Source organism: Vibrio sp. 99-8-1, from assembly GCF_013114595.1.
Taxonomy (GTDB): Bacteria; Pseudomonadota; Gammaproteobacteria; order Enterobacterales; family Vibrionaceae; genus Vibrio.
In genome coordinates, this window is record NZ_VTXE01000005.1 from 112,142 (window position 1) to 135,900 (window position 23,759).

23 protein-coding genes are annotated in these 23,759 nt (G+C 40.8%); 10 read left to right on the forward strand and 13 right to left on the reverse strand.

All coding sequences use genetic code 11. From position 1 onward, the window contains the following. Positions 1–55 precede the first annotated feature (55 nt). Positions 56–1,030, forward strand: a complete 975-nt coding sequence (locus tag F0227_RS03905) for a LacI family DNA-binding transcriptional regulator (RefSeq protein ID WP_171751858.1) — start codon at positions 56–58, stop codon at positions 1,028–1,030. Between the two features lie 112 nt (positions 1,031–1,142). On the opposite strand, the gene F0227_RS03910 is transcribed toward F0227_RS03905, so the two are convergent. Further along, complete coding sequence (locus tag F0227_RS03910; RefSeq protein WP_171751859.1) at positions 1,143–2,360, reverse strand: hypothetical protein; 1,218 nt, start codon at positions 2,358–2,360, stop codon at positions 1,143–1,145. Between the two features lie 333 nt (positions 2,361–2,693). Between F0227_RS03910 and F0227_RS03915 the strand changes: the two genes are divergently transcribed. Beyond that, positions 2,694–3,329 (forward strand): helix-turn-helix domain-containing protein, encoded by a 636-nt coding sequence (locus F0227_RS03915; RefSeq protein WP_171751860.1) that lies wholly within the window; start codon positions 2,694–2,696, stop codon positions 3,327–3,329. Between the two features lie 2 nt (positions 3,330–3,331). Beyond that, a complete protein-coding gene (locus tag F0227_RS03920) occupies positions 3,332–3,817 on the forward strand; it encodes a hypothetical protein (RefSeq protein WP_171751861.1) in 486 nt (161 codons plus the stop codon). A gap of 78 nt (positions 3,818–3,895) precedes the next feature. On the opposite strand, the gene F0227_RS03925 is transcribed toward F0227_RS03920, so the two are convergent. The 8 genes from F0227_RS03925 to F0227_RS03960 form a co-directional block, all read right to left on the reverse strand. Then, positions 3,896–4,387: a PTS sugar transporter subunit IIB gene (locus tag F0227_RS03925; protein ID WP_171751862.1), complete on the reverse strand. Its 492-nt coding sequence runs from the start codon at positions 4,385–4,387 to the stop codon at positions 3,896–3,898. Positions 4,388–4,599: 212 nt separating this feature from the next. Next, a complete protein-coding gene (locus F0227_RS03930) occupies positions 4,600–5,724 on the reverse strand; it encodes an AGE family epimerase/isomerase (RefSeq protein ID WP_171751863.1) in 1,125 nt (374 codons plus the stop codon). Further along, on the reverse strand, positions 5,717–6,274 hold the full coding sequence (locus tag F0227_RS03935; protein WP_171751864.1) for a glucose-6-phosphate isomerase family protein: 558 nt from the start codon (positions 6,272–6,274) through the stop codon (positions 5,717–5,719). The genes F0227_RS03930 and F0227_RS03935 overlap by 8 nt, the downstream gene beginning before the upstream one ends. A 60-nt stretch (positions 6,275–6,334) precedes the next feature. Then, complete coding sequence (locus F0227_RS03940; RefSeq protein ID WP_253822025.1) at positions 6,335–7,195, reverse strand: PTS system mannose/fructose/sorbose family transporter subunit IID; 861 nt, start codon at positions 7,193–7,195, stop codon at positions 6,335–6,337. Further along, entirely contained in the window at positions 7,195–7,998 is an 804-nt protein-coding gene (locus tag F0227_RS03945; protein WP_171751865.1) for a PTS sugar transporter subunit IIC, read from the reverse strand. The genes F0227_RS03940 and F0227_RS03945 overlap by 1 nt, the downstream gene beginning before the upstream one ends. Before the next feature lie 30 nt (positions 7,999–8,028). After that, the gene (locus F0227_RS03950; RefSeq protein ID WP_171751866.1) at positions 8,029–8,520 is read right to left on the reverse strand and encodes a PTS sugar transporter subunit IIB; all 492 of its coding nucleotides are present in this window, start codon (positions 8,518–8,520) and stop codon (positions 8,029–8,031) included. 9 nt (positions 8,521–8,529) lie between these two features. Then, entirely contained in the window at positions 8,530–8,967 is a 438-nt protein-coding gene (locus F0227_RS03955; RefSeq protein ID WP_171751867.1) for a PTS fructose transporter subunit IIA, read from the reverse strand. Between the two features lie 2 nt (positions 8,968–8,969). Further along, positions 8,970–10,739: a class I mannose-6-phosphate isomerase gene (locus tag F0227_RS03960; protein WP_171751868.1), complete on the reverse strand. Its 1,770-nt coding sequence runs from the start codon at positions 10,737–10,739 to the stop codon at positions 8,970–8,972. Positions 10,740–11,335: 596 nt separating this feature from the next. On the opposite strand from F0227_RS03960, the gene F0227_RS03965 reads away from it, so the two are divergent. Further along, positions 11,336–12,226, forward strand: coding sequence for a D-hexose-6-phosphate mutarotase (locus F0227_RS03965; RefSeq protein ID WP_171751869.1), 891 nt, complete (start codon positions 11,336–11,338; stop codon positions 12,224–12,226). Positions 12,227–12,261: 35 nt separating this feature from the next. Here the strand turns inward: F0227_RS03965 and F0227_RS03970 are convergent, their stop codons facing one another. Continuing rightward, a complete protein-coding gene (locus F0227_RS03970) occupies positions 12,262–13,290 on the reverse strand; it encodes a LacI family DNA-binding transcriptional regulator (RefSeq protein WP_171751870.1) in 1,029 nt (342 codons plus the stop codon). Between the two features lie 622 nt (positions 13,291–13,912). Then, complete coding sequence (locus F0227_RS03975) at positions 13,913–15,442, reverse strand: YfcC family protein (protein ID WP_171751871.1); 1,530 nt, start codon at positions 15,440–15,442, stop codon at positions 13,913–13,915. Between the two features lie 797 nt (positions 15,443–16,239). Between F0227_RS03975 and F0227_RS03980 the strand changes: the two genes are divergently transcribed. Continuing rightward, positions 16,240–16,716 carry an arginine repressor gene (locus F0227_RS03980; protein WP_171751872.1) on the forward strand — a complete coding sequence of 159 codons (477 nt, stop codon included), beginning with the start codon at positions 16,240–16,242 and terminating at the stop codon, positions 16,714–16,716. A 103-nt stretch (positions 16,717–16,819) separates the two neighbouring features. On the opposite strand, the gene F0227_RS03985 is transcribed toward F0227_RS03980, so the two are convergent. Next, complete coding sequence (locus tag F0227_RS03985; protein ID WP_171751873.1) at positions 16,820–17,617, reverse strand: DUF2189 domain-containing protein; 798 nt, start codon at positions 17,615–17,617, stop codon at positions 16,820–16,822. Positions 17,618–18,206: 589 nt separating this feature from the next. On the opposite strand from F0227_RS03985, the gene coxB reads away from it, so the two are divergent. The 4 genes from coxB to F0227_RS04005 all read left to right on the forward strand — a co-directional run bounded on the left by coxB (position 18,207) and on the right by F0227_RS04005 (position 22,626). Next, positions 18,207–19,367 carry a cytochrome c oxidase subunit II gene (gene coxB / locus F0227_RS03990; protein WP_253822034.1) on the forward strand — a complete coding sequence of 387 codons (1,161 nt, stop codon included), beginning with the start codon at positions 18,207–18,209 and terminating at the stop codon, positions 19,365–19,367. Between the two features lie 65 nt (positions 19,368–19,432). After that, on the forward strand, positions 19,433–21,022 hold the full coding sequence (ctaD, locus tag F0227_RS03995) for a cytochrome c oxidase subunit I (RefSeq protein ID WP_253822035.1): 1,590 nt from the start codon (positions 19,433–19,435) through the stop codon (positions 21,020–21,022). 15 nt (positions 21,023–21,037) lie between these two features. Further along, complete coding sequence (locus tag F0227_RS04000; RefSeq protein ID WP_171751919.1) at positions 21,038–21,730, forward strand: cytochrome c oxidase assembly protein; 693 nt, start codon at positions 21,038–21,040, stop codon at positions 21,728–21,730. Then, positions 21,727–22,626 carry a cytochrome c oxidase subunit 3 gene (locus F0227_RS04005; protein WP_171751876.1) on the forward strand — a complete coding sequence of 300 codons (900 nt, stop codon included), beginning with the start codon at positions 21,727–21,729 and terminating at the stop codon, positions 22,624–22,626. Before F0227_RS04000 ends, F0227_RS04005 begins: the two co-directional genes overlap by 4 nt. A gap of 57 nt (positions 22,627–22,683) precedes the next feature. On the opposite strand, the gene F0227_RS04010 is transcribed toward F0227_RS04005, so the two are convergent. Further along, positions 22,684–22,914, reverse strand: coding sequence for a DUF2909 domain-containing protein (locus F0227_RS04010; RefSeq protein WP_171751877.1), 231 nt, complete (start codon positions 22,912–22,914; stop codon positions 22,684–22,686). Between F0227_RS04010 and F0227_RS04015 the strand changes: the two genes are divergently transcribed. Beyond that, positions 22,868–23,740 (forward strand): SURF1 family protein, encoded by an 873-nt coding sequence (locus F0227_RS04015; protein ID WP_253822026.1) that lies wholly within the window; start codon positions 22,868–22,870, stop codon positions 23,738–23,740. The genes F0227_RS04010 and F0227_RS04015 overlap by 47 nt on opposite strands. Positions 23,741–23,759 lie beyond the last annotated feature (19 nt).

Genomic DNA, 23,759 nt, shown 5'->3' on the forward strand with positions numbered 1-23,759 from the left:
ATTGGGAACCGCTTTCCCATAACATCAACAATTTTTCCAATACAGGTGTACTTAGATGGTAACCATTACAGACGTATCTCGCCTTGCCAATGTATCCAAAGCGACTGTCTCTCGTGTCATGAGTGGCAGTCGTGGGGTAAAGACAGAAAGCCGAGACGCGGTAATTAGAGCGGCAGAGGAGCTAAATTATCGCCCCAATGCTGCCGCTCAAAACTTAGCCAATAAGCGCACTGATTATATCGGCGTCATACTCTCTTCTACTGACGCAGGCCAAGTCTCTACTTACTTGCCATTACTAGCAAAGGCGCTAAAACAGAAAAGTAAGCATATGTTGGTGCATTTTGCCGACAGCACTCAAGAACGAGCACGACTGATAGAAGAACTAAATGGACGTCACTGTGATGCAATTATAGTGTTAGGTGGCGAACTACCAGACTCCATCAATAGTAACGCGATGGATGACAATGTTATCGCCATAGACACCAAAGCCAACTCACAACATAGAGCGATTGGCTACGACTACCATTTTGCTTGTGAAAGTGCTTGCCGCTATTTGTCTAGTCAAGGTCACAGCAGTATCGCCATTGTACTGGACGACAAAGGAAGTGCCTCAAGTCAGACGTTAGATGGCTACAAAACCTCGCTGCACAATATGGCCATTCCCATTAACCGCCAATTGATTGTTGAAGCCAATGGTGACGCAGAGCAAGCCATGCTCACACTGTTAAACAGCTATCACCCATTTACCGCTATTATTGTTATGCGTGATAGTCAGGCGGCGATTGCCATGAAGTTGTTAAAAGATTTTAATCTAGCCACTCCACAAGAAGTTTCTATTATGTCACTAGAGAACTCACCTCTAGCTAGCCAATTAACCCCGGCACTGACGTGTATTAGCTATCCATCAGATAAACTGGTTGAAGCCGCAATAAACCAATTAGATGAAGTTATTAATGATAAACCAGCATCTGAAATACCTTTAATAATGGGAAAACTCGTCGCACGAGAGTCGGTGACTAATCGTAAGTAATCACACTATATAATTAAAGCTCGTTAGGACATATGGTAAGTATCTAGATCCATAAGTCCTAACTATATAAGGTACAGGTGATATTAAAACTAATGTACTTTGAATAGCAGATTTAAATCCGGCAACTACTTAACTTTAGTTCTACTTCACTGCCATTTTTGTCGGTTACCGTTTTATCGATAACTTCTCCCGCCCTACCGCTAAGCTGAAACCGAATGTTATTTTCACCAAAATCAGGATCATCATTGATATCCATTGAGACATCTCCACCATTAAAATGACTACCTGAATGATGAGCCTCAGCAAACATTGGATTTAACCTATCAATTTCCATAAAATCGTCACTGGTCAATGTTATCTGCACAGGAATAGGAGACGGGTCTACCTTATATTTGTAGGTTCCGACATATTTGATTCTCTGCTTGTCTTGGAAAGAGTAGAATTTATCACCTTCAATGTCTCCAGCTGCTATATCACCTTCCTGAAACCATTCACCTACAACACTGGAACCATTAAATATGGCTGCAAATCTAACACCAGCGTATTCCTGATCAACAGTATCTGACACTCCTAGAATGATAGACTGGGCTCCCCCTTCTAATTCTAATGCTGTTCCTGTTAACTCTATCCAATCACCTATGTATTCGCCGTCCAATGGCACAAATCCGCCTGTTGGAGTCAAGTTATGTGGTGGAATAGCTACTGCAAACCCTCCTTCACCTTGGCCTCCATACTCCCCATAATAAATACCACTTAAATTACATTTAACCGTTTCGTCAAAGTGTGATTTAGCATCTACAGCGGAAACGACTTCGAAATCTACATCTAGTTGCTCTAACTGTGTTTCAAATGAGCCATCGGTTATCATACTATTAATATCAATATCTGTTAGATCAATACTATCCGTTAAATAACTCAATACATCTTGAGAAATTTGAAGTCCATTTTCAGAATCGCCATCATCATCTAATGACATTAGAACTCGAACTAAATTAATATTTCCTGCTGACGAAGGATCATTTGAACTTGTAAGTTCAATTGGTGTTATAACAGAATCTGCTCTTGCTTCACCGAGATTAAGTGTACCAATTCTAAAACTTACACTTTCCCCCTCAATATATTTAAACGCCCCACCTTTACCTGTTATTCCAGACTGGGTTGCCGTTCTATATTGCACCCCTTCAACCGAGCCGTCTTTGAAATATCCAGTATTAACTGAAGCTCCATGTCCACTCGCTTCTCCACCAGAATTAGATTCTTTACTGCCTTCTCCACAACCATATAATACTACAGCAAAAAGAAGAGGCAGACATCTTGAGTAAAAAACCATTATAAATCCTTATTTTTTCAACTTATAAACTTTTATTTAAAAGCTCCAGCAAGTTAAGCGAACACAAGTTCAACATAACTAATTGTTACAATATAACAATTGACTATCCTATAACTATACGTGTCATAACTTGAACTAATTAAAAAATAATAAAAAAATTAACACTTAAAAATCAGCCAATTACATAGAATATTCATTTGTAGTCCGTTTTGAGCGATTAACTGCCCCTCCATCACTATCGTGACAAAGATCACATTTAATATTGAATTTAATTTTGACTACTTATTTTATTTATATATTATTGAGAAAAATAATATTAGCTTGGAGTTTGGAGTGAAATATCAATTAGTTGATAGCTTAGAGTTAGACATGGAGACTTTACGTGTCAATTTTATTGATGAAGATAAATGTCAAACTTCCATTAGACTTTCTAAAGCAGAAGCTAACATTTTATATTTTCTTTTTGAAAACAAAGATAAAGTTATTAATAAAGAAACACTTATTGATATTGGTTGGGGAGATAGGAAGGTAGGCAATAATTCTATGAATGTGGCTATCTACAATTTAAGAAAGTGTCTAAATAGCAATGAAAACATCAATTTAAACAATATACCGAAAATTGGTTACAAATTAACAATTACAGCTAATTCATTGCCTATAATCGAAAAAAGCCCCTCGATTTCTCGTGAAGATAAAGAGGAGATAAAACCAGCTAAAAACACCATATTGAATAAAAGCAAGAACTCTACCTTTATTAAAGCAAGTTTAATTATATTAAATTTAGTCGTAATGAAATTTATGTTTATTACATATCTTAATCTAGTTGATGTAACATGCCATGACAATGAAATAGGCTCTATTTGTTACTCAAAGTCATATCAAGGACAAAAGGAGATAGCATCACCTGGAATGACAGTTCTATCCAACATATTCAGCTTCCATAATCACAAGATCGAAAGAGTCAAATAGTCATGAAATATCTGAAAGCATTTACCATTCTCAACATTTCTCTTAGTTTTCTTGTCATCTTTGCTGCATATATCAATGGATTAGGGTGTCAGTATACGATGAAGTACTGGTTACCTGACCTCCCATTTGAAATCTACTCTACTTGCAATGGCGGGCAACTAAACGTCGGTGTTTCTACTTACTCACCAACTCACAATACCATTGTTGAAATCAATGGCACTTTACTCTCTTTAGGTGAACACCAGTTCTTAATTGTTAGAGACATTGATAAGTTGGCACTGAACCTAGTTGATCAATATCCTTTTAAAGCTACTATTCAAAATAGCTTCATTCTTTCTTCCAGAGTGAAACGTCTAAATCCTAATTGGGTAGGAATATTTTCAGATAGCCCTCTCAATATCGCTTTTCTTTCTAGAATTGAAGGGCCACTTAACCTTTATGAGCGACTCCATAGACTACCTGAACAACAACAGGAATCACTCAATTGAACACGGTATTACTGCCGCAAGATGACAACCGTTCGATATGTAGCAACCTACAGCCCTACTGCTTAACATTAGTAGCTTCTATAGTTTTAATTCCGCCTCTTTCCAGCTATATGCGGAAGAATCAGGAACCAGTCTGAAATCAATCTCATGACCAATACTGTCCAAAAAACGAAATGCGGCTATTTCTTCTTTACTTACGCATTGATTACTACCAATTGTGGACGTTCCTTCTCGAGCGCTCATAGGCCCTACATTTATTTTTCCGCTCAAGTTAGCAAGGTTAATACCTCCTTTTAGCAGCGCTTTTAGCGTCACTGGTGATTTTGCAATCACAAAGTACTTCTTGTCACTTGCGATAACTTTAGGCAATTTTTCCATTGCAGTCTGAGTGTCGAACAACCATACTTTTACGTCAGTTACTGCCCCTTTCATCACTTTCGATAGCAATGGATTTGACGCAACAGCATCATCTATAGCAATAATACCGTCACACGGACGTTCTTTAGCCCATCGCGTTATCAACTGCCCATGAATAACACGGTCATCTATCCTTACAAATGAGATAGTCATAAATTCTCCAATATTCCGTATGTTACTTGTACACATAACAAAGAATAGATATAACCAAAACTATTGTCATTGCTAAACTAATAAATGAGTAATGAATAAATTATCTACTTAAAATCAACAGGTTATATTTTGACATAATTGATGTAGAACAATAGATGAATACCTTCTGACTTCTTCGTCAGAAGGTATATATGCCTTACAATATTAAATACTTACTTAGCCACTCGAATGAGTTCCGAAAAAGCAAGAAATATATGGTACAAAGTACTAGCAGGTGCTTTGGTTGAGACTGCCGTACCATCTTCATATACTTGATCGATCCACAACCCTTCCTCCGCTGGCGAGATATAGTAATCAAAAATTAAATCTATCACTTCACAAACAGAGTCCGCTCTTTCCTGAGAAGGATATTGCTCATACATAGCAACCATGGCCTTTAAGTATTCTGTCTGACACCATAAGCGTGATGTCGAACGATACCGAGAACCATCGTCCTTAATTTCATCCAGCACTAACCCTCTTTCTGAATGACCATGTTTTGCTGCAAAGTGGAGCAGTTTTTTGGTCGCATCAGAGACATCTTCACCCGTTAATTTGGAATAGTGGCTCAATAACCAAACCCATTCATAATGATGACCAGGGTCTAGGTTCTCTGAGTCAGCGTGCGTCGCAGAAAAATCTTCCGCAAAAAACTCCCTCAGATAGTTTTCTTCCATAAACTTGGCACAAAAAAGTTCATGCAGCTTCATTGCTCGCTTTAACCACACCTGACTATCTGACGCTTCATATAATGTCATCAATGCCTCAAATAAGTGCATATGTGGATTTTGGCTTCTCAATGACGACTTAGGATATTGAGAGTAGTAGCCTCCATTCTCAGGATCTGATAAACAATTTTCAAACCACTGAAAGCATGTTTCAGCAGAGGCTAAACTGTCTGGATTCTTCGTCTCACTGTAATGCCAAGCATAGCCCAATAAGGCAAAAGCATGCTCATAAGCATTTAAAGAATCGTCATCTAACTTAAGCTGTTGATCGACAGAAAAACCAAATTGCCCATTTTCGTTTTTAAAAAAGTCAAAACCATTGCTAACCGCTTTATCAACAACACCGTGGTGATGATAGATTCCTAGCTGTTTAGCGTGAGCAAATACATACACCTGTCTAGGTTGAACCCGAAATCGTATCCCGCCCTCTTGATAAGGCAACTCACGGCTCAATAACCCTTCTTCAAACACGCCTGAAATTGAACAATATCCTTTGTCTTCCCATAGCGGTAATGCCGAATCACTTAACCACAAGCGACAACGAGATGCTGCATCTTTGATTTTAGTCATCTTGGTTCACTAGCCTCACATCGCCATCTTCACATAGCACACGAACATTAAAGCCCTTTTCTTTAAGTTCTCCGTAATTGTGCCCAGCCACAGCAGGCCATACAGCCAATGCCGACAAGCGGACTTCACCAGTGTTAACCAGACGATGTGCGATATACCCACCAATATGATGGACGCTTCCAGGAAATACAGACTCAACAGTGACACCACCACTTTGATCTTGCAGGATCAGCAGTCCTTTACCAGCAGCACCAAAATAGTACTCCGCTTGTTCCTCTCTTTGGTGGAAGTGACCTCGGGTCATATGATACTCATTACCCACTAGTCCGGGTTCAATATGAGACACCCCAAAATTTAACTCACCTTCATCAGATTCCGCTGGTAACATTTCAACACTGTAGACAACTTGATCTGGGTCCAACTGTGAATAAGCTCTTGTATCCGCAAATACACCTTCCAAAGACTTTATCGTCGTCGCTTTCGTTACTTTTGAATCAGACTCAATACGGCCAGTTAAAAAATCAACGCTTGGTGGAATTGAAATATTCATCTTATTACTTACCTATAAATGTAAACACTGAAAAGGGGCGGGTTCCGCCCCAAAGATAAATTAGAAAATACCGGATACTACGCCCACAGCCGCGACTGCTACTAACGCGTACATAGCATTGACTGGGCTTAAGTTTTTCTTAGCCATCGCCCACCAAGTACCAAGTACCACGAGTAAAGGTAACAGTTTAGGGAATATGCCATCCAACATTGCTTGAACATGAATATTCACGCCATCTTCTGTTATGAATTCCAAACCAGTACTTAAGTTTACGTAACTCGCAGCAACGCCACCCATTACAAAAATACCTAGTAAAGAAAGTGCCTCTCTTATTCGGGTTGACTTATCACTCACCAAAGCTTCTACCGAACCAGCCCCCATTTGGTAGCCTTTCATAAACAAGCTGTAAGAACCAAAAATAACAATCCCGTTATAGGCTACGATGTAAAATAGTGGACCCAAGATATTTCCGCCAGCCGCCAGAGCCATACCAATACTCAGTAGAATAGGTATCAACATTCCTGGAATCATAGAATCGCCAATCCCTGCAAGCGGCCCCATCAATCCGACTTTCAATGCATTGATCGTTTCACCATCAATAGGCTCACCATTGGCTTTTTTCTCTTCCAGTCCCACAGCCATCCCATTGATGATTGCACCCAACTGAGGCTCAGTATTGTAGAAAGAAGAGTGACGCTTCATCGCTTCTGTACGTTTCTCTTTGTTTGGGTAAAGCTTTTTCAGAGCTGGCATCATCCCTAAACAAAAACCAAACGACTCTAAACGCTCAAAACTCAATGATGAAAGGTTATACATCATCCAAGCACGCCAACATTTACGTAGATCTTTCTTAGTTAGTGTTGTCGGCTGTGTTTCTGTTTGAGCATCGTTTTCGCTCTGCATTAGTATTGTATCGGCCATTAGAAATCGTCCTCATCATCAAGTTGAACTTGGGTTGTCGCCGCAACTGCAGGCTGTGGTGCAGGTTTATATGCAAAATGGAATAAAGCAAATAGAGCCCCTACAATAACGAGTCCTATCATATTCAGCTTTAAGAAAACAACGCAGACAAAACCAACAAGGAAATAGATCAACATGCTAGATTCTTTGATTATCTGTTTCAAAAGAATAGCAATACCTACAGCTGGAAGTATTCCTCCTAATACGCTCATAGTGTCTAACACCACTTGCGGTAAGCTACTCATAAACCCTTCGATGTACTGATTACCAAAATAGACGGCAATAAAACTTGGGGTGAATCGCATCAAAAAGTTCGTTATTTGAGGATAGATAGCCGAGTTTAAGTAGACACCGTGATCATCGCCTTTATCTACGCACACTTCAGCTCTATGGTTCCAGTAAGAGTTCAACACCATCATAAAGTTGAATACAATCGTACCTGCGATACCAATGGTTGCTGCGATGGCCACCGCGACTTCCACACCTTGTCCAGACATCACGCCTAATGCTACAGCGGGAAAAGCAACAAAGTTAAGATCAGCAGGCATTGCACCACCCGGCGTTACCATCGCAATGTAAACTGCCTGTACAGCCACACCAACCATAATACCGGTCTCTAAATCACCCAATACTAAACCGACTAACATACCAGAAACCAATGGACGAGTTATGGTGTACCATCCACCAGTTAGACCTAACAACCAAGGTGTTGTCAGGGCACCGAGATAACAGAAGACCCCGATGAGTAATGCTTCAAAAAACATAAAAATATCCTTTTGTTTAACGTTAATTTTTTATAGCTTTGATTCAGCGTCTTGCCACGTATAAGCGGCGGAATCAGGAACCAATCTAAAATCAATCTCATGACCAATGTTGGTCAGGAAACGAAACGCTTCTATTTCTTCCTGATTTACACATTGATTACTGCCAATCGTAGTCGTACCTTCACGAGCACTCATGGGCCCAACATTTATTTTTCCATTCAGGTTAGTTAAGTCGATACCTCCTTCTAACAGTTTTTTTAACGTCACTGGTGATTTCGCAATCACAAAATATTTTTTGTCACTTGCGATAACTTTAGGCAGTTTCTCGATTGCGGTTTGAGTGTTGAACAACCACACCTTTACGTCTGTCACCGCTCCTTTCATTACCTTGGAAAGTAATGGATCTGCGGCAACTGCGTCATCAACAGCAATGATGCCTTCACACGGTCGTTCTTTTGCCCATCGCGTGACTAGCTGACCATGAATGACTCGGTCGTCGATTCTTACAAATGAAATTGACATGGCTTCTCCTTAGAAGTCCTCTGAATTATCTTCGCTATCGTCAGGCAGTTGTGCATGAACAATAGTATTTAGTGCTTCGCGCTGTAGGTTTTTTGCCACTTCTCTGACATCTTTTTCATCTTCGAAATCGGCGCTCATTAATAACGTAGGAAAATTAACGCCTGCGATAACTTCTACCGGAACTGGAAATTTGTCATCAAACGCGTAAGTACAAGCGACGTTATATGGAGTCCCGCACTCCAAATCACACAGCACGATAATTCCATCGACTTTACGAGCCGCAATCGCTTTTATTTGATCATCAAATTCAACTTTAAAATCTTCAATACCCCCATCTTCTGAAAGAGAAACGCAGCTAATATGTGGCACTTCTCCAAACACCATCTTGGCACTAGTTACTAACGCGTGACAAAGTGGACCATGGGTTGCCGTTAAAAAATGAATCATAGTTATCCTCTCACGTAAGCTTTAATAGTCGCGATTTCCTGACCTTCACTTTCACCATACGGGCGAATAGTGTATTCCTCTATCTGAGCTGGAATAATGAAGGTTTCTGCGTAATGCACCACATAAGGTTCGAATGCGTTACTCGGACTTTCAACAAGTGCTTCGCGCCCTTCTATTAGGTTTAGAACGTTTACGCTACCACCAGTACGATGCAGTACCGGCTGACTAAACCAGTGTCTTCTTGTCTCAATAAACTCCCTTTCATGTAAGCCCGTTCGCTCTTCACGCCACCCTTCACCACTCGCGATTTCTGTTACATCATTAACAAGATTAGACTCTGTCCATTCAGTATCCCTATCCCACTGAATAACTTCGCTTCCATGTTCTAGATGCACAGGACGAGGCTGACCATCTAACCCAAGACGATCCCAATCCCATAACTTAAAAGTAAAGATGTACGGAGTGGCACTTATCTCCAGAACCATAGAGCCCGAACCAGAGCAATGCACAGTTCCGGCTGGAATTAAGAAGTGGTCATGCTTCTTCGCAGGAAATTTGTTGATAAACTTCTCATCGTCAAAAGATTTTTCACCTCGTTGCGCGGCCTGCAAATCTTCCATCATTTCTTCTGGATTAATCCCTGACTTAACACCAAGATAAACCGTCGCATCTTCGTCGGCATCAAGCATGTAATAACTTTCATCTTGGGTGTAATGCATCCCAAACTGGTCTTGAATGTATTCGGTTAATGGATGAACTTGCAAACTAAGATGCTGGCCTTGCATTGTGTCTAAAAAATCAAAACGAATAGGGAACTCAGCACCAAACCTAGCGTGTACTTGTTCGCCGAGAAGCTGCTTTGGTTTCTGTAAAACAAGATTTTGCGAAGGAATTTCTAAACGAACATCACCAATTTGTAGAAACAGGCTGTTCTCTTCAGGGACACAATCAAAACACCATGCATAATTGTCAGCGGAACGGTCTAGATCACAGACCTCTTTCATCCATTGTCCCCCCCAGACACCAGGGTCGAAAAATGGAACAACGCGAAAAGGTTGACGGGTGGCTTGCTCCAAACCAGCCATAACGGCAGCACCTGAAGCCATTTTAGGTACGTTTGGAACGTTAGTATCTAAAACAAAATCAACGGTAGGTAACAGCTTGTTTTTATAACGATCAAATACACGCCATTCAATGAAAAAAGAACGTTTGTAACGGCGAAGTACATCTTCATCTAGGTTTTCAACACCCCAGTTTCCTAGCTCCCCACGACGAAAACGCTGCTGAATTTCCCAGCGAGCTAAGTCAGCATATATTACAATGTCACCTTGGTGTATTAGTGAAGCACCAGCACCATAGATAACAATTAAACCTTCAGAAATTTCTTCTACTTGAGCACGTAATGCAGCGATTTTGTTGCTATCAAAAAACTCTTCCATTTTATGGTTAGAAAGAATGCCGAACACTCTATCGTCAGTAATATGACGCTCTAACATTTCAAATATTTTGCTTTCTGAATGCTTAGCTGTTTCTGAATTGATAGCACATTTGAAATTGAGCTTGTCAATGAGATCTAACTTCAGCTCATTTAAGTTGACACCATGATAGGTGTCGACAACCAAAACTGTTTTGTTTAATCCTAGATTGGAGATACCGCTGTTTACTTTATCCGCTATTGATGACCATGATTCACATGCACCATTGGTATAGCCTTTAACATTTACGACCGGAAATTTGTCGTAGTTTGCTTTCTTACCCTTTAGAAAAGTCATGTTCCCTTTACCTGTATAACTTGATTGAAATTATGATATATCGTTATATCACTTTGTACAACATTCAACTAAGTGATAAAAGTCACATATTAAGATCTCTCTGTATTTAGAACCACTCAAGATTCAGAGCGAATCATAAAGAACCAATAATTAATCATTTAAAAACAATTAATTAAAAATAATCAGGCATTGGGATTTGTATTGCATATGGTCAGTTATAATTTCACTAACTCTTGATATAAATATACCCAACATCAACGGATGGTGGTGCATTTCTGTTATTTTTAATTAGTCATTTATAAAATCAACATCTTTAAGCCGCTATATTCGAACGTTAAGCACACGATCATTTTCAATTCCGTCTCAATTTGGAGCAAAAACTTAAGTAATTGCTTAAAAATCATCCATCATTTAGACCGAATTCCATTTTTGGTCGCTCTTAGCGTCAAAATCATCTTACCCTTTATAAATAGATCGCCATATTTAGTACGAAAAAACAATTAGGTATAACGATATATCTTTTTGATACCATAACAGATAGAATCTAAATCAACCAAGAAACCTATACCTAAAACCTAATCAGATAAGGATACATAATGAATATATCGGTTATGCAACCAAAACATGTGCATAGTGAAGCATCAATAAAAATGGTAAAACATGGCGATATTGACTTAATAAAAATCAGTCATGCTAAGTTTAACGCAGGGATTTCACTTTTTGGTGGCCAGCTACTTTGGTTTAAACCATTAAAAGGAGAAGACGTCATTTGGTTAGGAGACGAAGCCGTTTATGACAAGAGCAAACCGATTCGCGGTGGGATTCCTCTCTGTTTTCCATGGTTTGGAAATTCTTACAACAAACAGACTCACGGCTTTGCTCGAAATAAAGATTGGCTACTAAAAACTCATCAAGCGACATCTGAAGAAGTCACCATATGCTTAGAATTGAAAGAGGATGATGACACTCTAGCACTATGGCCTAATCGCTTTCATTGTAATTTGCATATCATGCTATCAGACAGCATCAAAATTAACTTAGTAACCACCAATACAGATAACAAAAGCTGGCATTATAGTGGCGCGATCCATAGCTATTTTAACATTGCTAGCATACACGAAAGTAACGTATCCGGGCTTGGTGGAACCTGTATCGATGGTACTTTAGGTTATATTGAGACAAGTACTGATAACACTATTACCATTAATAAAGAAACGATATTAGTTTGCTTAGAATCAGAGCCCACAATATCTATCGATGATAGTAAAAATGATCGTACCTTGAGCATCAAGAATGATGGACATAATGCTGCGGTTGTTTGGAACCCTTGGGTTGAAACAACGCTAAAAACTGATGATATGAAAAATAACGATTATCTCAATATGGTATGCGTAGAATCAGCACTTTATGGTGACACCTCGATTCACCTTCAGCCAGGAGAGTCGCATACTTTATCAACAGAAATTAATTCGATAGAAAACAAGTAAACACTCCCCAGCCAGCGCGATTCTTATATAGTTATTTATTGCGCTGGCCCCGTAGACTCTCCAACCATCAACTTAGGTTGCAAAATAACTTTACGCACACTATGCCCAGGCGCTGATATATTAGAATTGGCCTCCGACATACGATCAAATATCAAACGTCCAGCTTGTTCTCCCATTTCATTTGCAGAAAAAGAAACAGAAGTAAGTCGAGGATAAATTGTTGAGGATTCTTCAATGCCATCCAATCCCATTATCGAGATATCTTTACCAGCTTTAATTCCCTCACTGTTTAAGTACGCAATCGCTCCATGAGCAATAATGTCTTGATAGAACAAGCAAGCAGTAACATCTTGATGATTCTTTAGTATTTGTTTGATGGCATCACTTCCCTCTTTACGACTTGAGCCCGTAGACAGTACTATTTCAGCATCAAACTCCACTCCGCCCTCGATCAAAGACTCTCGGTAGCCAATAATCCGGTTCTCTCGGTTTCGCGTTCCTTCAACACCACCAATAAAAGCAATACGTTTGTGGCCCAAAGAGAGAAGGTAATCAGTCGCCATTCTGCCTGCAAGAATGTTATCAGTACCAACAAAGTCCATACCTTTATCTTCATGCCTTGTAATTAGTACAACTGGTATGTTGCCATTACCTAGATCTTCGAAATAGCTCCTTGGTGTATCATTCGAAGCACAAATCACTATACCTGCCGCACCATTCTGTATTAATGATTTGGTAAGGCGATTTTGCTTACCAATGTCATCTTCAGAGTTGGTCAAGAATAGCATATTCCCTTTTTCATCCATTACTCTGGCAACGCCAGCGGCCATCTCTCCATAAAATGGGTTACTAATATCATGAAGCAGTAAACCGATATGATTCGATTGATTGCTTCTTAAATTAGCAGCAACTTGATTATATACATAACCTAATTCATCAAGAGACTTTTGCACCAACTCTCTTGTCGATTCTGATATCCGGCCTTTACCACCTAAAACTTGAGAGACCGTCGCAACTGAAACACCCGCATGTTTAGCAACGTCTTTTATTCGTATCTTAGCCACTTAACCATCCTAACCTTTTGTTATATATACTTTAAAACTCAGTCACACAAAAATGATCATAACACGTGAATCACAATAAATCATCGACACCAGGTATAACGAAATACCTAAGTGAAAAAGCATGGTATAGGAAAAAGGAAAAAATCGTCAATAAAATTAATAAAAATTAACTTAAAATAATAATAAATTAATAATAATTAGCTTTAATCATTTGATTATCAAAGATAAAAAGGAAACAATAATCCAAGTAAAGAACATTGCTTGTGCTCAATCAGATTAAAATTAGGCAGAGAACCCGGTTATTATGGCTGTGACAGTATTTCAACCGGGGATTTTTTATACAAGTTTCTCGTAACTATCTCGTTCTGTAGCTATCTCGTTCTGTAGCTATCTCGTTCTGTAACTATCTCGTTTTTTAACTATCTCGTTGTAGTAACCATCTCGCTGTAAGATGCCTCTAATACAAAAAAAAACCGTTAAACCAAATTACCCTTGATATACTCACGTAATCATTATCTCCTAGCCTGTTTAATGACCTTGATAAACTTAGCTGAAAATAATCTGCTTACAGGAGAAATCCACACAAGCCAAAAGAACCTTAGCTTGTGTGGAAAAATAATACTTAAGCCATTGCGACCTGTATAACCAACATTATCGCGCCAAAACCTAATACAAACACCACCATTGGCCAGACAAATTTTAGCCACTTATTGTAAGACATACCTAGCATTTGCAACGTTGCCAATACCAATCCTGTTGGTGTCAAATATAACATCGCATACTGACCCCAATTATAAGCAGATACAACAATCTCACGAGGAATACCAACCGTATCCGCTAGAGGTGCCATAATAGGCATGGATAGCACAGCAAGGCCTGATGAGGATGGAACAATAAAACCAAGCAGAGCAAATACCAACATTTGTGCCACAATAAATACGCCACCCTCCATTCCGGATACAAAATCCGACGCAGCGAAGAGAATAGTGTCAGAGATCATACCTTGTTCGAGTACTAAGTTAACACCACGAGCAAGCCCAATAATCAAAGAGACTCCAACCAGTTCTGACGCTCCCTTAGTAAAAGATTCAACCAATGTTTTTTCTGAAAGGCCAGAAATAAACATGATTAGAATAGTGATTGCCAAAAAGGAAGCCGCCATTGTAGGGAACCACCATCCACCAACGGATACCCCCCAAATCATCAATGGAAAGGCCAATATAAACATTGCCAAAATAATCTTACGTCGAAGTGTAAATGGAATTTCATGACTCATATCCACGTCACTCATATAACGCGCTTCGAATTCTTCATGGTCATCATAGGTGTAAGAGAAACTAGGATCTGCCTTGACCTTTTTGCAATACCAATACATATAAGCACTCAACACGGCAAAGCCCACAATCAAACCAATAATTCGAAACTCAATACCTTCGGTAAATGGAATACCGGCAGCGTTTGACGCTATAACAACCGAAAATGGATTAATGGTTGAAAAGGTTGTGCCCATTGAGCCAGCCATAAAGATGGCCCCGACACAGACAATTGAGTCGTAGCCTAGTGACAGAAAGATAGGAACCAAGATTGGGTAAAAAGCAACAGCCTCTTCTTCTAGCCCGCATGTTGTCCCTCCCAATGCCATAACTAGGCAAACCGAAAAGACCAAGCCAAACTCTCGGCCTTTACTCTTTTTGGATAATGCGATCAATCCAGAATTAAATGCCCCGGTAGCATTTACCACGCCAATCATACCGCCAAGAACCAGTATGAAGACGATAACATCAGCTCCTTCTATGGTGCCCTCAACCATACTCTTGGTTATATCTCCAAGCCCCTTATGAACCGAAGGGACACGTTCATAGGTTCCCGGAACAGCAATAGGTTTACGAATAATACCGTTGGTAAACTGGTCAATCTTAATATTTACCCCTAGTTTGTCCAACTCTTGTTGACTCGCTGCAATACTCGTAACAGCGCCGGAAGGCGTTGCGATCGACAAGGTGCCAGACTCAGCACTATAAATAAGTTTTGAGTACGCCCCAGCGGGGATCATCCAAGTACACGCGACGGCCAATAAAGTAATGATAAATAAAATGGTAAAGGCACTCGGAAACGTTTTAAATCTTAAACGAGGTAAAGCTATACTTGTCATTGTTTAATCTCCATTTCGTTGATCCAGCACTTTCCGCACCAGAGCAATATCGGATGTTTCAGTTATTTTTTAAAGAATTTAGAACACAGAAAAAGTAAGAGTTAAGTTATTATCTAACCTCTTTAAGTTATCAATTTAATATATTAAACACTGGAAAGATTAACGACAAAAATCAACCTTCCCTTTCTGAAAGATAATATACTCCTGACAAAATATAATAATTTGATTACCTTCACAAAAATATAATCATATAGAAAAGCAACAAAAATAACATCATATAGAAAAGCAACAAAAATAACATCATATAGAAAAGCAACAAAAATAACATCATATAGAAAAGCAACAAAAATAACATCTAACTATCTGAAAACAATAACAACACTAAAAAAATCACTTCTTTTTGTCACTTCCATCCAATCCGTTTTGAATAGTTATCTACCTCCAATAGATATTAATATGAAAATTAAAAAATAAATATATACACAAAAGAAAAGCCAAATTAATTAAAAGATCATTCACGCAACAATTTAAATATTTACAACTTTAAACTGAACACCGTTAAAATTACATAAACATTATATTTTACCGGTTAGGATTAATATCATTCTGCTCTAGCCCTTGAGAAAGGTGACAGAGAAGATGTTTTAAATCCATCGCGAACCAAAAGAAATTCACTAAAAACTAACCAGAAAACCAGCATATACACCCAGTTTTATAAATTTTTGTGCCATATTCCACTGAAACCGCTTTTTCTCGGCGTTAAACTAGAGAAACTCAACTCATTAAGCTATCAACTCATGTCAAAAAATACTCAATCTGATGAAATTGCTAAAACAGTAAAAGAGATAATTCTCAACGAAACTGTCCACTCACAAGCTCAATTGATTTCTATGCTTGAGCAACAGGGTTTTGGCAAGCTTCATCAATCTATGATGTCACGTATTTTGACTAAGTTAGGCGCGGTTCGGGTACTCGATAGTGACCATCATCTGTTTTATCAAATACCTCATGAACTCGATATGCCCTCAACCAAGACGAATATCGAACAAATGGTTAACGATATCGACTGGAATCATGCCTTTATAATTATCAAAACAACGCCTTCTGCAGCAGAGCTGGTCGCTCGATTAGTGGATTCTGTTCGTTATAATCTGGGTATTATGGGGGTAGTTTCTGGTGATGACACCATTTTCATCACTCCACAAACCGGAGTGAATCCACAACAACTTTCAGAAAAACTGAACCGTTTTTTTAACCTAACTATACCCAAGTAACCTTAACGAGCTTGAGTGTACATTTCTGCCAACACAAAAAAGTGGAGTGCGTTGGCATCTCCACTTTCTTAGTTTGTCTTTTGAAGCTAATGAATAGATACGGCTAAATATCATCCTCACGTTTAATCGTCGCATGGTATGCATGCCATGTTCCATAACCTAATATCGGCATGGTAAAGAGCATCCCTACACCAAATGTCGCAAAGCCAATCAAGATACCGCCGCATATAGTGGCAGCCCAGACTATCATCGCCGGAATGTTAGACTTAACCGCATTAAAACTGGTAAACACAGCACTCATCATATCTACATTTTTTTCCATCATTAGCGGGATAGAAAAAGCAGAAATAGAAAAGATGATCGCCGCGATAACGAAACCAACTATTGATCCGATGACTAAGAAAGGGAGAAACTCAGCTAATGGCGCTCCCTGAACAGACGGGTAAAGTGCGTGCAATAGCGCTGCGATACGCATCCAAAATATCATGGCAACGGTGAGCAATACCGCAAATGCCCATTGTGACGACGAGTTTCTGCCAATGGCTTTCATTGAATGCCATAAACTGGCACTTTTGCCCTGCTCTCTCTCCCAGCTTGCGTCATATAAGCCGAGAGCAAGGAATGGCCCAATAAGCATATAAACCACTAACGCAGGCATCACCACTAAATGCGTACCCTGCCACTGTATCAGTAACACAATACTGATTGCAGCACCCATAAAGCATAAGCCATAAAATGCGCTAATCAGTGGCATTCGTATAAAGTCGTGTAAGCCTAAGGCTAACCAGTGAAAAGGAGCAGAGACACTTAGTTGATTACATGGAATGGTGCGAGCATATTGGCTGTTCGGCACCTCTTTTTTTTTGGCATGCATGTCCGAGGGGTTCAGTGTACGCGGCATACATCCTCCTTGATCGATTCTCGTTAATCGCACCTGTTGTTGATGCGTTGAAATTCGATGCCCAGCCTAAAACTACTCAATCATAAAGCGATGCATCACATTTAGTCATACGCAGGCTCACGGCCAACTATCTTTAACTCACAGCTACACGTCGCGCATTAACATATTGTTAACTATTGACCAGTTAGATAGCATTTGCAAACTGTCTATTTTATAAACGCATCACCACTCTGCTTCCGATTCAAACAGAAACCATAAAATACAATACGTTATACCAAAGTTCTATTTACAAAATTTATTCTACCAAAGCACTTTTTTGTTAATAAAACTATTAAATCTTGAACATCCAATGATCTGATACTAGCCTTTCGTTAACAAATAAATAACATTTAACTACCATGTGTGACTGCGTCAACGTCACACATCAGGACAACTTGGTCAACGTAACTCAGTTTGCTTTATGTGGTCGTACTTAAGGATGTAGTAGAACTTAAAGTGGAATACGCACTTAAAGGTAAAAAAGCACTTAGGTTTATATTGCAACATGTCAGGGAGAGATCGTGTGCATCGTTTTTCGATTCTACGAACACTGGTTAGCTGCGCTCTATTTTTACATTTAAGCTCTGTTGCTAATGCGGCAACGGAGTTCAATTTAACGCAGGGCGTCACTCGGATCAGTGAAGAGGTTTATCACCTCCATATGCTGATTTTTTATATCTGTTGCGCCATTGCTGCGGTTGTCTTTGGCATTATGTTCTACTCCATCATTCATCACCGAAAATCCAAAGGCGCCGTTGCTGCCGACTTTCATGAAAGTACTAAGGTCGAAATCATCTGGACGGTAATCCCCGTAATCATTCTTATCGCAATGGCAATCCCTGCGACCAAAACCTTGGTCGCAATGGAAGACACCAGTAAATCGGACATTACGATAAAAGTGACCGGGTCACAGTGGAAATGGCATTACCACTATTTTGGCGAAGATATTGAGTTTTTAAGTTTACTCAGCACAGCCGTAGAACAGATTGAAGGGGACGAAGAGAAAGGCGAACACTACCTGCTAGAAGTGAACAATCCTCTGGTTCTGCCTATCAATAAAAAAATCCGATTTCTGCTGACCTCTGATGATGTTATCCACTCTTGGTGGGTGCCCGACTTTGCTGTGAAAAAAGACACTATTCCCGGATTTATTAACGAAGCATGGACAAGAATCGATAAACCCGGCATCTATCGAGGCCAATGCGCAGAACTATGTGGACGCGCTCATGGCTTCATGCCGATTGTGGTTCACGCCATGACAGAAGAGAACTACCAGCAGTGGTTAGTGGACAAAAAACAGCAAATGGCCGAAGAAAAAGCCAAAGCTGAACTAGCCCTGTCCAGCAGCATGCCAATGGATCAATTAATGGCGATTGGAGAACAAGCTTACCTAGAACGCTGCGCGGTATGTCATCAAACCACCGGACTAGGCATTCCTAGCGTTTTCCCAGCCATTAAGGGAAGCAAAATCGCAACGGGAGATCTCTCTACCCATATCGACACCGTTGTTAATGGTCGGCCGGGAACCGCTATGCAGGCGTTTATTAACCAAATGACTCAGCAAGAACTCGCCGCGGTCATCACCTACCAACGTAACGCTTGGGGCAATGATACTGGCGATGTGATTCAGGCTTCAGACATAAACAACTTTATAAATGCTGCAACAGAGCCAGATAAAGAATCAGAAATCAGCTCGGAGGACAAACAATGAGACCTTCAACCGAGAGTCATAAGAAGATGTCACCTGTAGAGTCTCAATCAAGCGTGAGCGGAACAATGCCTGATGGAACAATACCTGATTCGCCAGTGGACTCTCATGACCATCACGTACCAACAGGTTGGGCTCGCTGGGTCTATTCCACCAACCACAAAGATATCGGTACGCTGTATTTGCTTTTCAGTCTTGCCATGTTCTTTATTGGTGGTGCAATGGCAATGATCATTCGTGCCGAACTGTTTCAGCCGGGATTACAACTTGTTGATCCGGAGTTTTTTAACCAGATGACCACCGTTCATGGTCTTATCATGGTGTTTGGTGCCGTAATGCCTGCCTTTACCGGCCTTGCTAACTGGATGATACCCATGATGATTGGTGCTCCAGATATGGCATTGCCGCGAATGAACAACCTAAGTTTCTGGATACTGCCTTTCGCCTTTCTTATATTACTGGCCTCTCTATTTACTGAAGGGGGCGGACCCAATTTTGGTTGGACGTTTTACGCACCACTCTCCACCACCTATGGACCAGACAGTACCGCTCTGTTTGTCTTCTCTGTTCACATAATGGGCATCAGTTCCATCATGGGGGCGATTAACGTTATCGTCACCATATTTAATATGCGCGCACCGGGTATGACATTGATGAAAATGCCCATGTTCGTTTGGACTTGGCTCATCACTGCATTTTTACTTATCGCGGTAATGCCTGTTTTGGCGGGTGCGGTAACCATGGTGTTAACCGATAAATATTTTGGCACCAGTTTTTTTGATGCTGCCGGAGGGGGCGACCCCGTTATGTTTCAGCATATATTCTGGTTCTTTGGTCACCCTGAAGTGTACATCATGATCTTACCCTCTTTTGGCATCATGTCGGCCATAATTCCCGCCTTCTCGGGTAAAAAACTGTTCGGTTATCACTCCATGGTGTACGCCACTGTAAGCATTGCACTACTGTCATTTTTAGTATGGGCGCACCATATGTTCACCACTGGTATGCCGGTGTTTGCTGAGTTGTTCTTTATGTACTGCACCATGCTTATTTCCGTCCCTACCGGAGTAAAAGTGTTTAACTGGGTCGCGACCATGTGGCGAGGTGCACTCACCTTTGAGACTCCAATGTTATTTGCCATCGCCTTTATTGTGCTGTTTACCATTGGTGGTTTCTCTGGGTTAATGCTGGCCATTGTTCCGGCGGATTTTCAGTACCACGACACCTACTTTGTGGTGGCTCATTTCCACTATGTTCTCGTCTCCGGTGCGGTTTTCTCCATTATGGCAGCAGCGTATTACTGGCTGCCTAAGTGGACAGGAAACATGTATAACCAAACCCTAAGCTTATGGCACTTTTGGACTTCGGTTATCTCGGTCAATATTTTGTTTTTTCCAATGCACTTTCTCGGTCTTGCCGGTATGCCAAGACGAATCCCCGACTATGCTATTCAGTTTGCCGATGTGAATCAGGTGGTCTCTATTGGTGGCTTTGCTTTTGGTATTTCTCAACTGCTGTTTTTGTGGGTAGTAATTAAGTGCATCCGTGGTGGCGAAAAAGCGCCCGCCAAACCATGGGATAGAGCCGAAGGACTAGAGTGGACCGTCCCCAGTCCTGCCCCTCATCACACCTTTGAACAACCACCTAAAGTGGATTAGGTTGCGACTATGACTATGCCAAACAATCAATCACCACCAGACGACCAGAAGCCAGTCAGTCAACGCTCGCAAGGGGAGCAAAAAAACCGAAAACTGACGGCTAAGCTCATCGTGGCCACGGTAGCTATGTTCGGATTTGGCTACGCGTTAGTGCCCCTTTATGATGTTATGTGTGACGTGCTAGGTATTAACGGTAAAACCAATGAGGTAGCCGCAGTCCAACCATTGGGAATGCAAATTGATAAATCGCGTCGCATCGACGTTGAGCTAATGGCGCATATTCCAGCCAATATGCCTTGGCAGCTAAAACCCGCCAACAGAGTGCTAACCGTTCACCCCGGTCAAGTTATTCAAACGGTCTATTACGCCACCAACCTTTCAAAAAGAGATTTAGTTGGTCAAGCGGTGCCCTCGGTTTCCCCCGGTTTGGCAGCCAGTTACTTTAACAAAATGGAATGCTTCTGTTTTAGCAAACAACCGCTAAAAGCCGGCGAAAGTGCCGAACTCGCACTGATGTTTTATATCGAACCCACGATTCCAGATTCCGTCCACACTCTGACACTCTCCTATACCCTATTTGATATCAGCGACCAACAAGCATCATCACAGGACGGTTCCATAGTCGTGACAAAGAGAGAAACCGATCCGTCAACAAACCATGATATCGCAATGACGAAAACCGAACTTACTTTAAGGAGCATGCAATGAGCGCAAATTCAGAGCATTCAAACCTTCCCAGTTATTATGTACCAGCCCAGAGTAACTGGCCTATTGTAGGTGCCATTGCGTTATTTTTAATTGCTGTCGGTGCTGGTGTAACAGTGCAAAACATGGGGAGTAATGGCGCCAGTAGTGTGGTGGGCAAATGGATACTCTCTACTGGCGTGATCGTTTTATTGTATATGCTGGCAGGCTGGTTTCGAAATGTCATTAGCGAGTCTCTCGCTGGGCTTTACTCAGACCAGATAAACCGGTCATTTAAACAGGGAATGAGTTGGTTTATTTTTTCTGAGATCATGTTTTTTGCCGCCTTTTTCGGTGCGCTTTTCTACGCCCGAATGATAGCAGTGCCATGGCTTGCCGGCGCAGACAATAACGCCATGACTCATGAGGTATTGTGGCCCGCTTTTGAAGCAATATGGCCCCTCACATTAACTCCTTCAGGAGTAACAACCGAGGCGATGCCATGGCAAGGCTTACCGTTAACCAACACCATTATTTTGCTTACTTCTTCTATTACTCTGCATTTTGCACACATTAGCTTAGAGAAGAACCACCGAACCGCCTTAGTATTTTGGTTAGAGATCACTATTATTCTGGCTGTGTTGTTCTTGTTTTATCAAGTTGAAGAGTACGTTCACGCTTATCAGGAGATGGGATTAACCCTGCAGTCAGGCATTTACGGTAACACCTTCTTTATGTTAACCGGGTTTCACGGTTTGCACGTACTGCTTGGGACTATTTTTCTTTCAGTATTATTGGCACGAATCGCCTACAACCACTTTACACCAGATAACCATTTCGCTTTTCAAGCTGGCAGTTGGTACTGGCACTTTGTAGATGTGGTATGGCTTTGCCTGTTTGTCTTTGTTTATGTTTTGTAGTGAGCAAAAAAGGAAACGAAAGAGAAAGTTAAGTAACTGACTAGCTAATAATAACCGCTAATACGGGCGTGAGTTTGGCTCTATTAGCCCTGATGATAAGGCGATAATGAGCAACACAACCACTAAAGCCGAAAACATCAATCGACGTCCTAAAAAGTGGCTCATTGGACGCCTTTCTCCCCTCTCCGACGAAGAGGGCTCTTTCACCATATGAAAAAGGGCACGCGCAAGGTTAAAAATGATGAAAAACAGCATCACCACCAAAGTGATTTTAAGTAACAGAGTCATAAGCTCTCCTTTACGAACGTTGAGTAAGTCAGCGTCGTGGGTGTTTGGCACTCTGTTAACTTTGGTTGTATTTGCTCTATTGGTCAACCTTGGACTTTGGCAACTGGGTCGAGGCGAAGAGAAACTAAAAATAGAACACGACTTATCTGCAAGAAAACAGATTCCTGCTATTCCGTTAACGGAATTAAAGCAACAAATGCTGTTGCGTGCGAATAAAAATGTCGTTGGCATTAATGTCGTCGCGTCGCTGAGCAGCACCTCGCTGCCACTCATCTACTTAGATAACCAAACCTTTGAAGGAAAAGCGGGATATTTGGTTTTTCAAGCATTTGACCACTCTCCCAACAATAGCATGCTATTAGTGGAGTTGGGGTTTGTTCAAACAGGTAACAATCGTGCACGATTACCAGAGATATCAAAACAGTTACCTTCAGGAGTCCAGCAAGGGCGTCTGTACCAACGTTCTCTTAATCCTCTTAGTTCAGACCTTATGCTGGAAGAAATGACGATGAGTGATCCACAAATACGTATTCAAAACTTAAATTTTGATCAGCTAAGTGAGTCACTGGGTAAGGTTTTTTATCCATTTGCATTACAGCCATTTAATCCGCTATCGAAAACCTCAGATAAAGCCGCCGCACAACCACAAGATGCGGGTCAATTTATTATTGGTTCACTTCCTCAACCTTGGAAACCGTTACCGATGTCATCTAGCAAACATTTTGCTTATGCCTTCCAGTGGTTTGCTATGGCAGGCGTTTGGCTACTGCTTATGCTTATTCTGCTGTTTAAAACACGCCGTCAACAACAAAGGAGCGCGTTATGAAACCCTCTCCCCTTGCAGG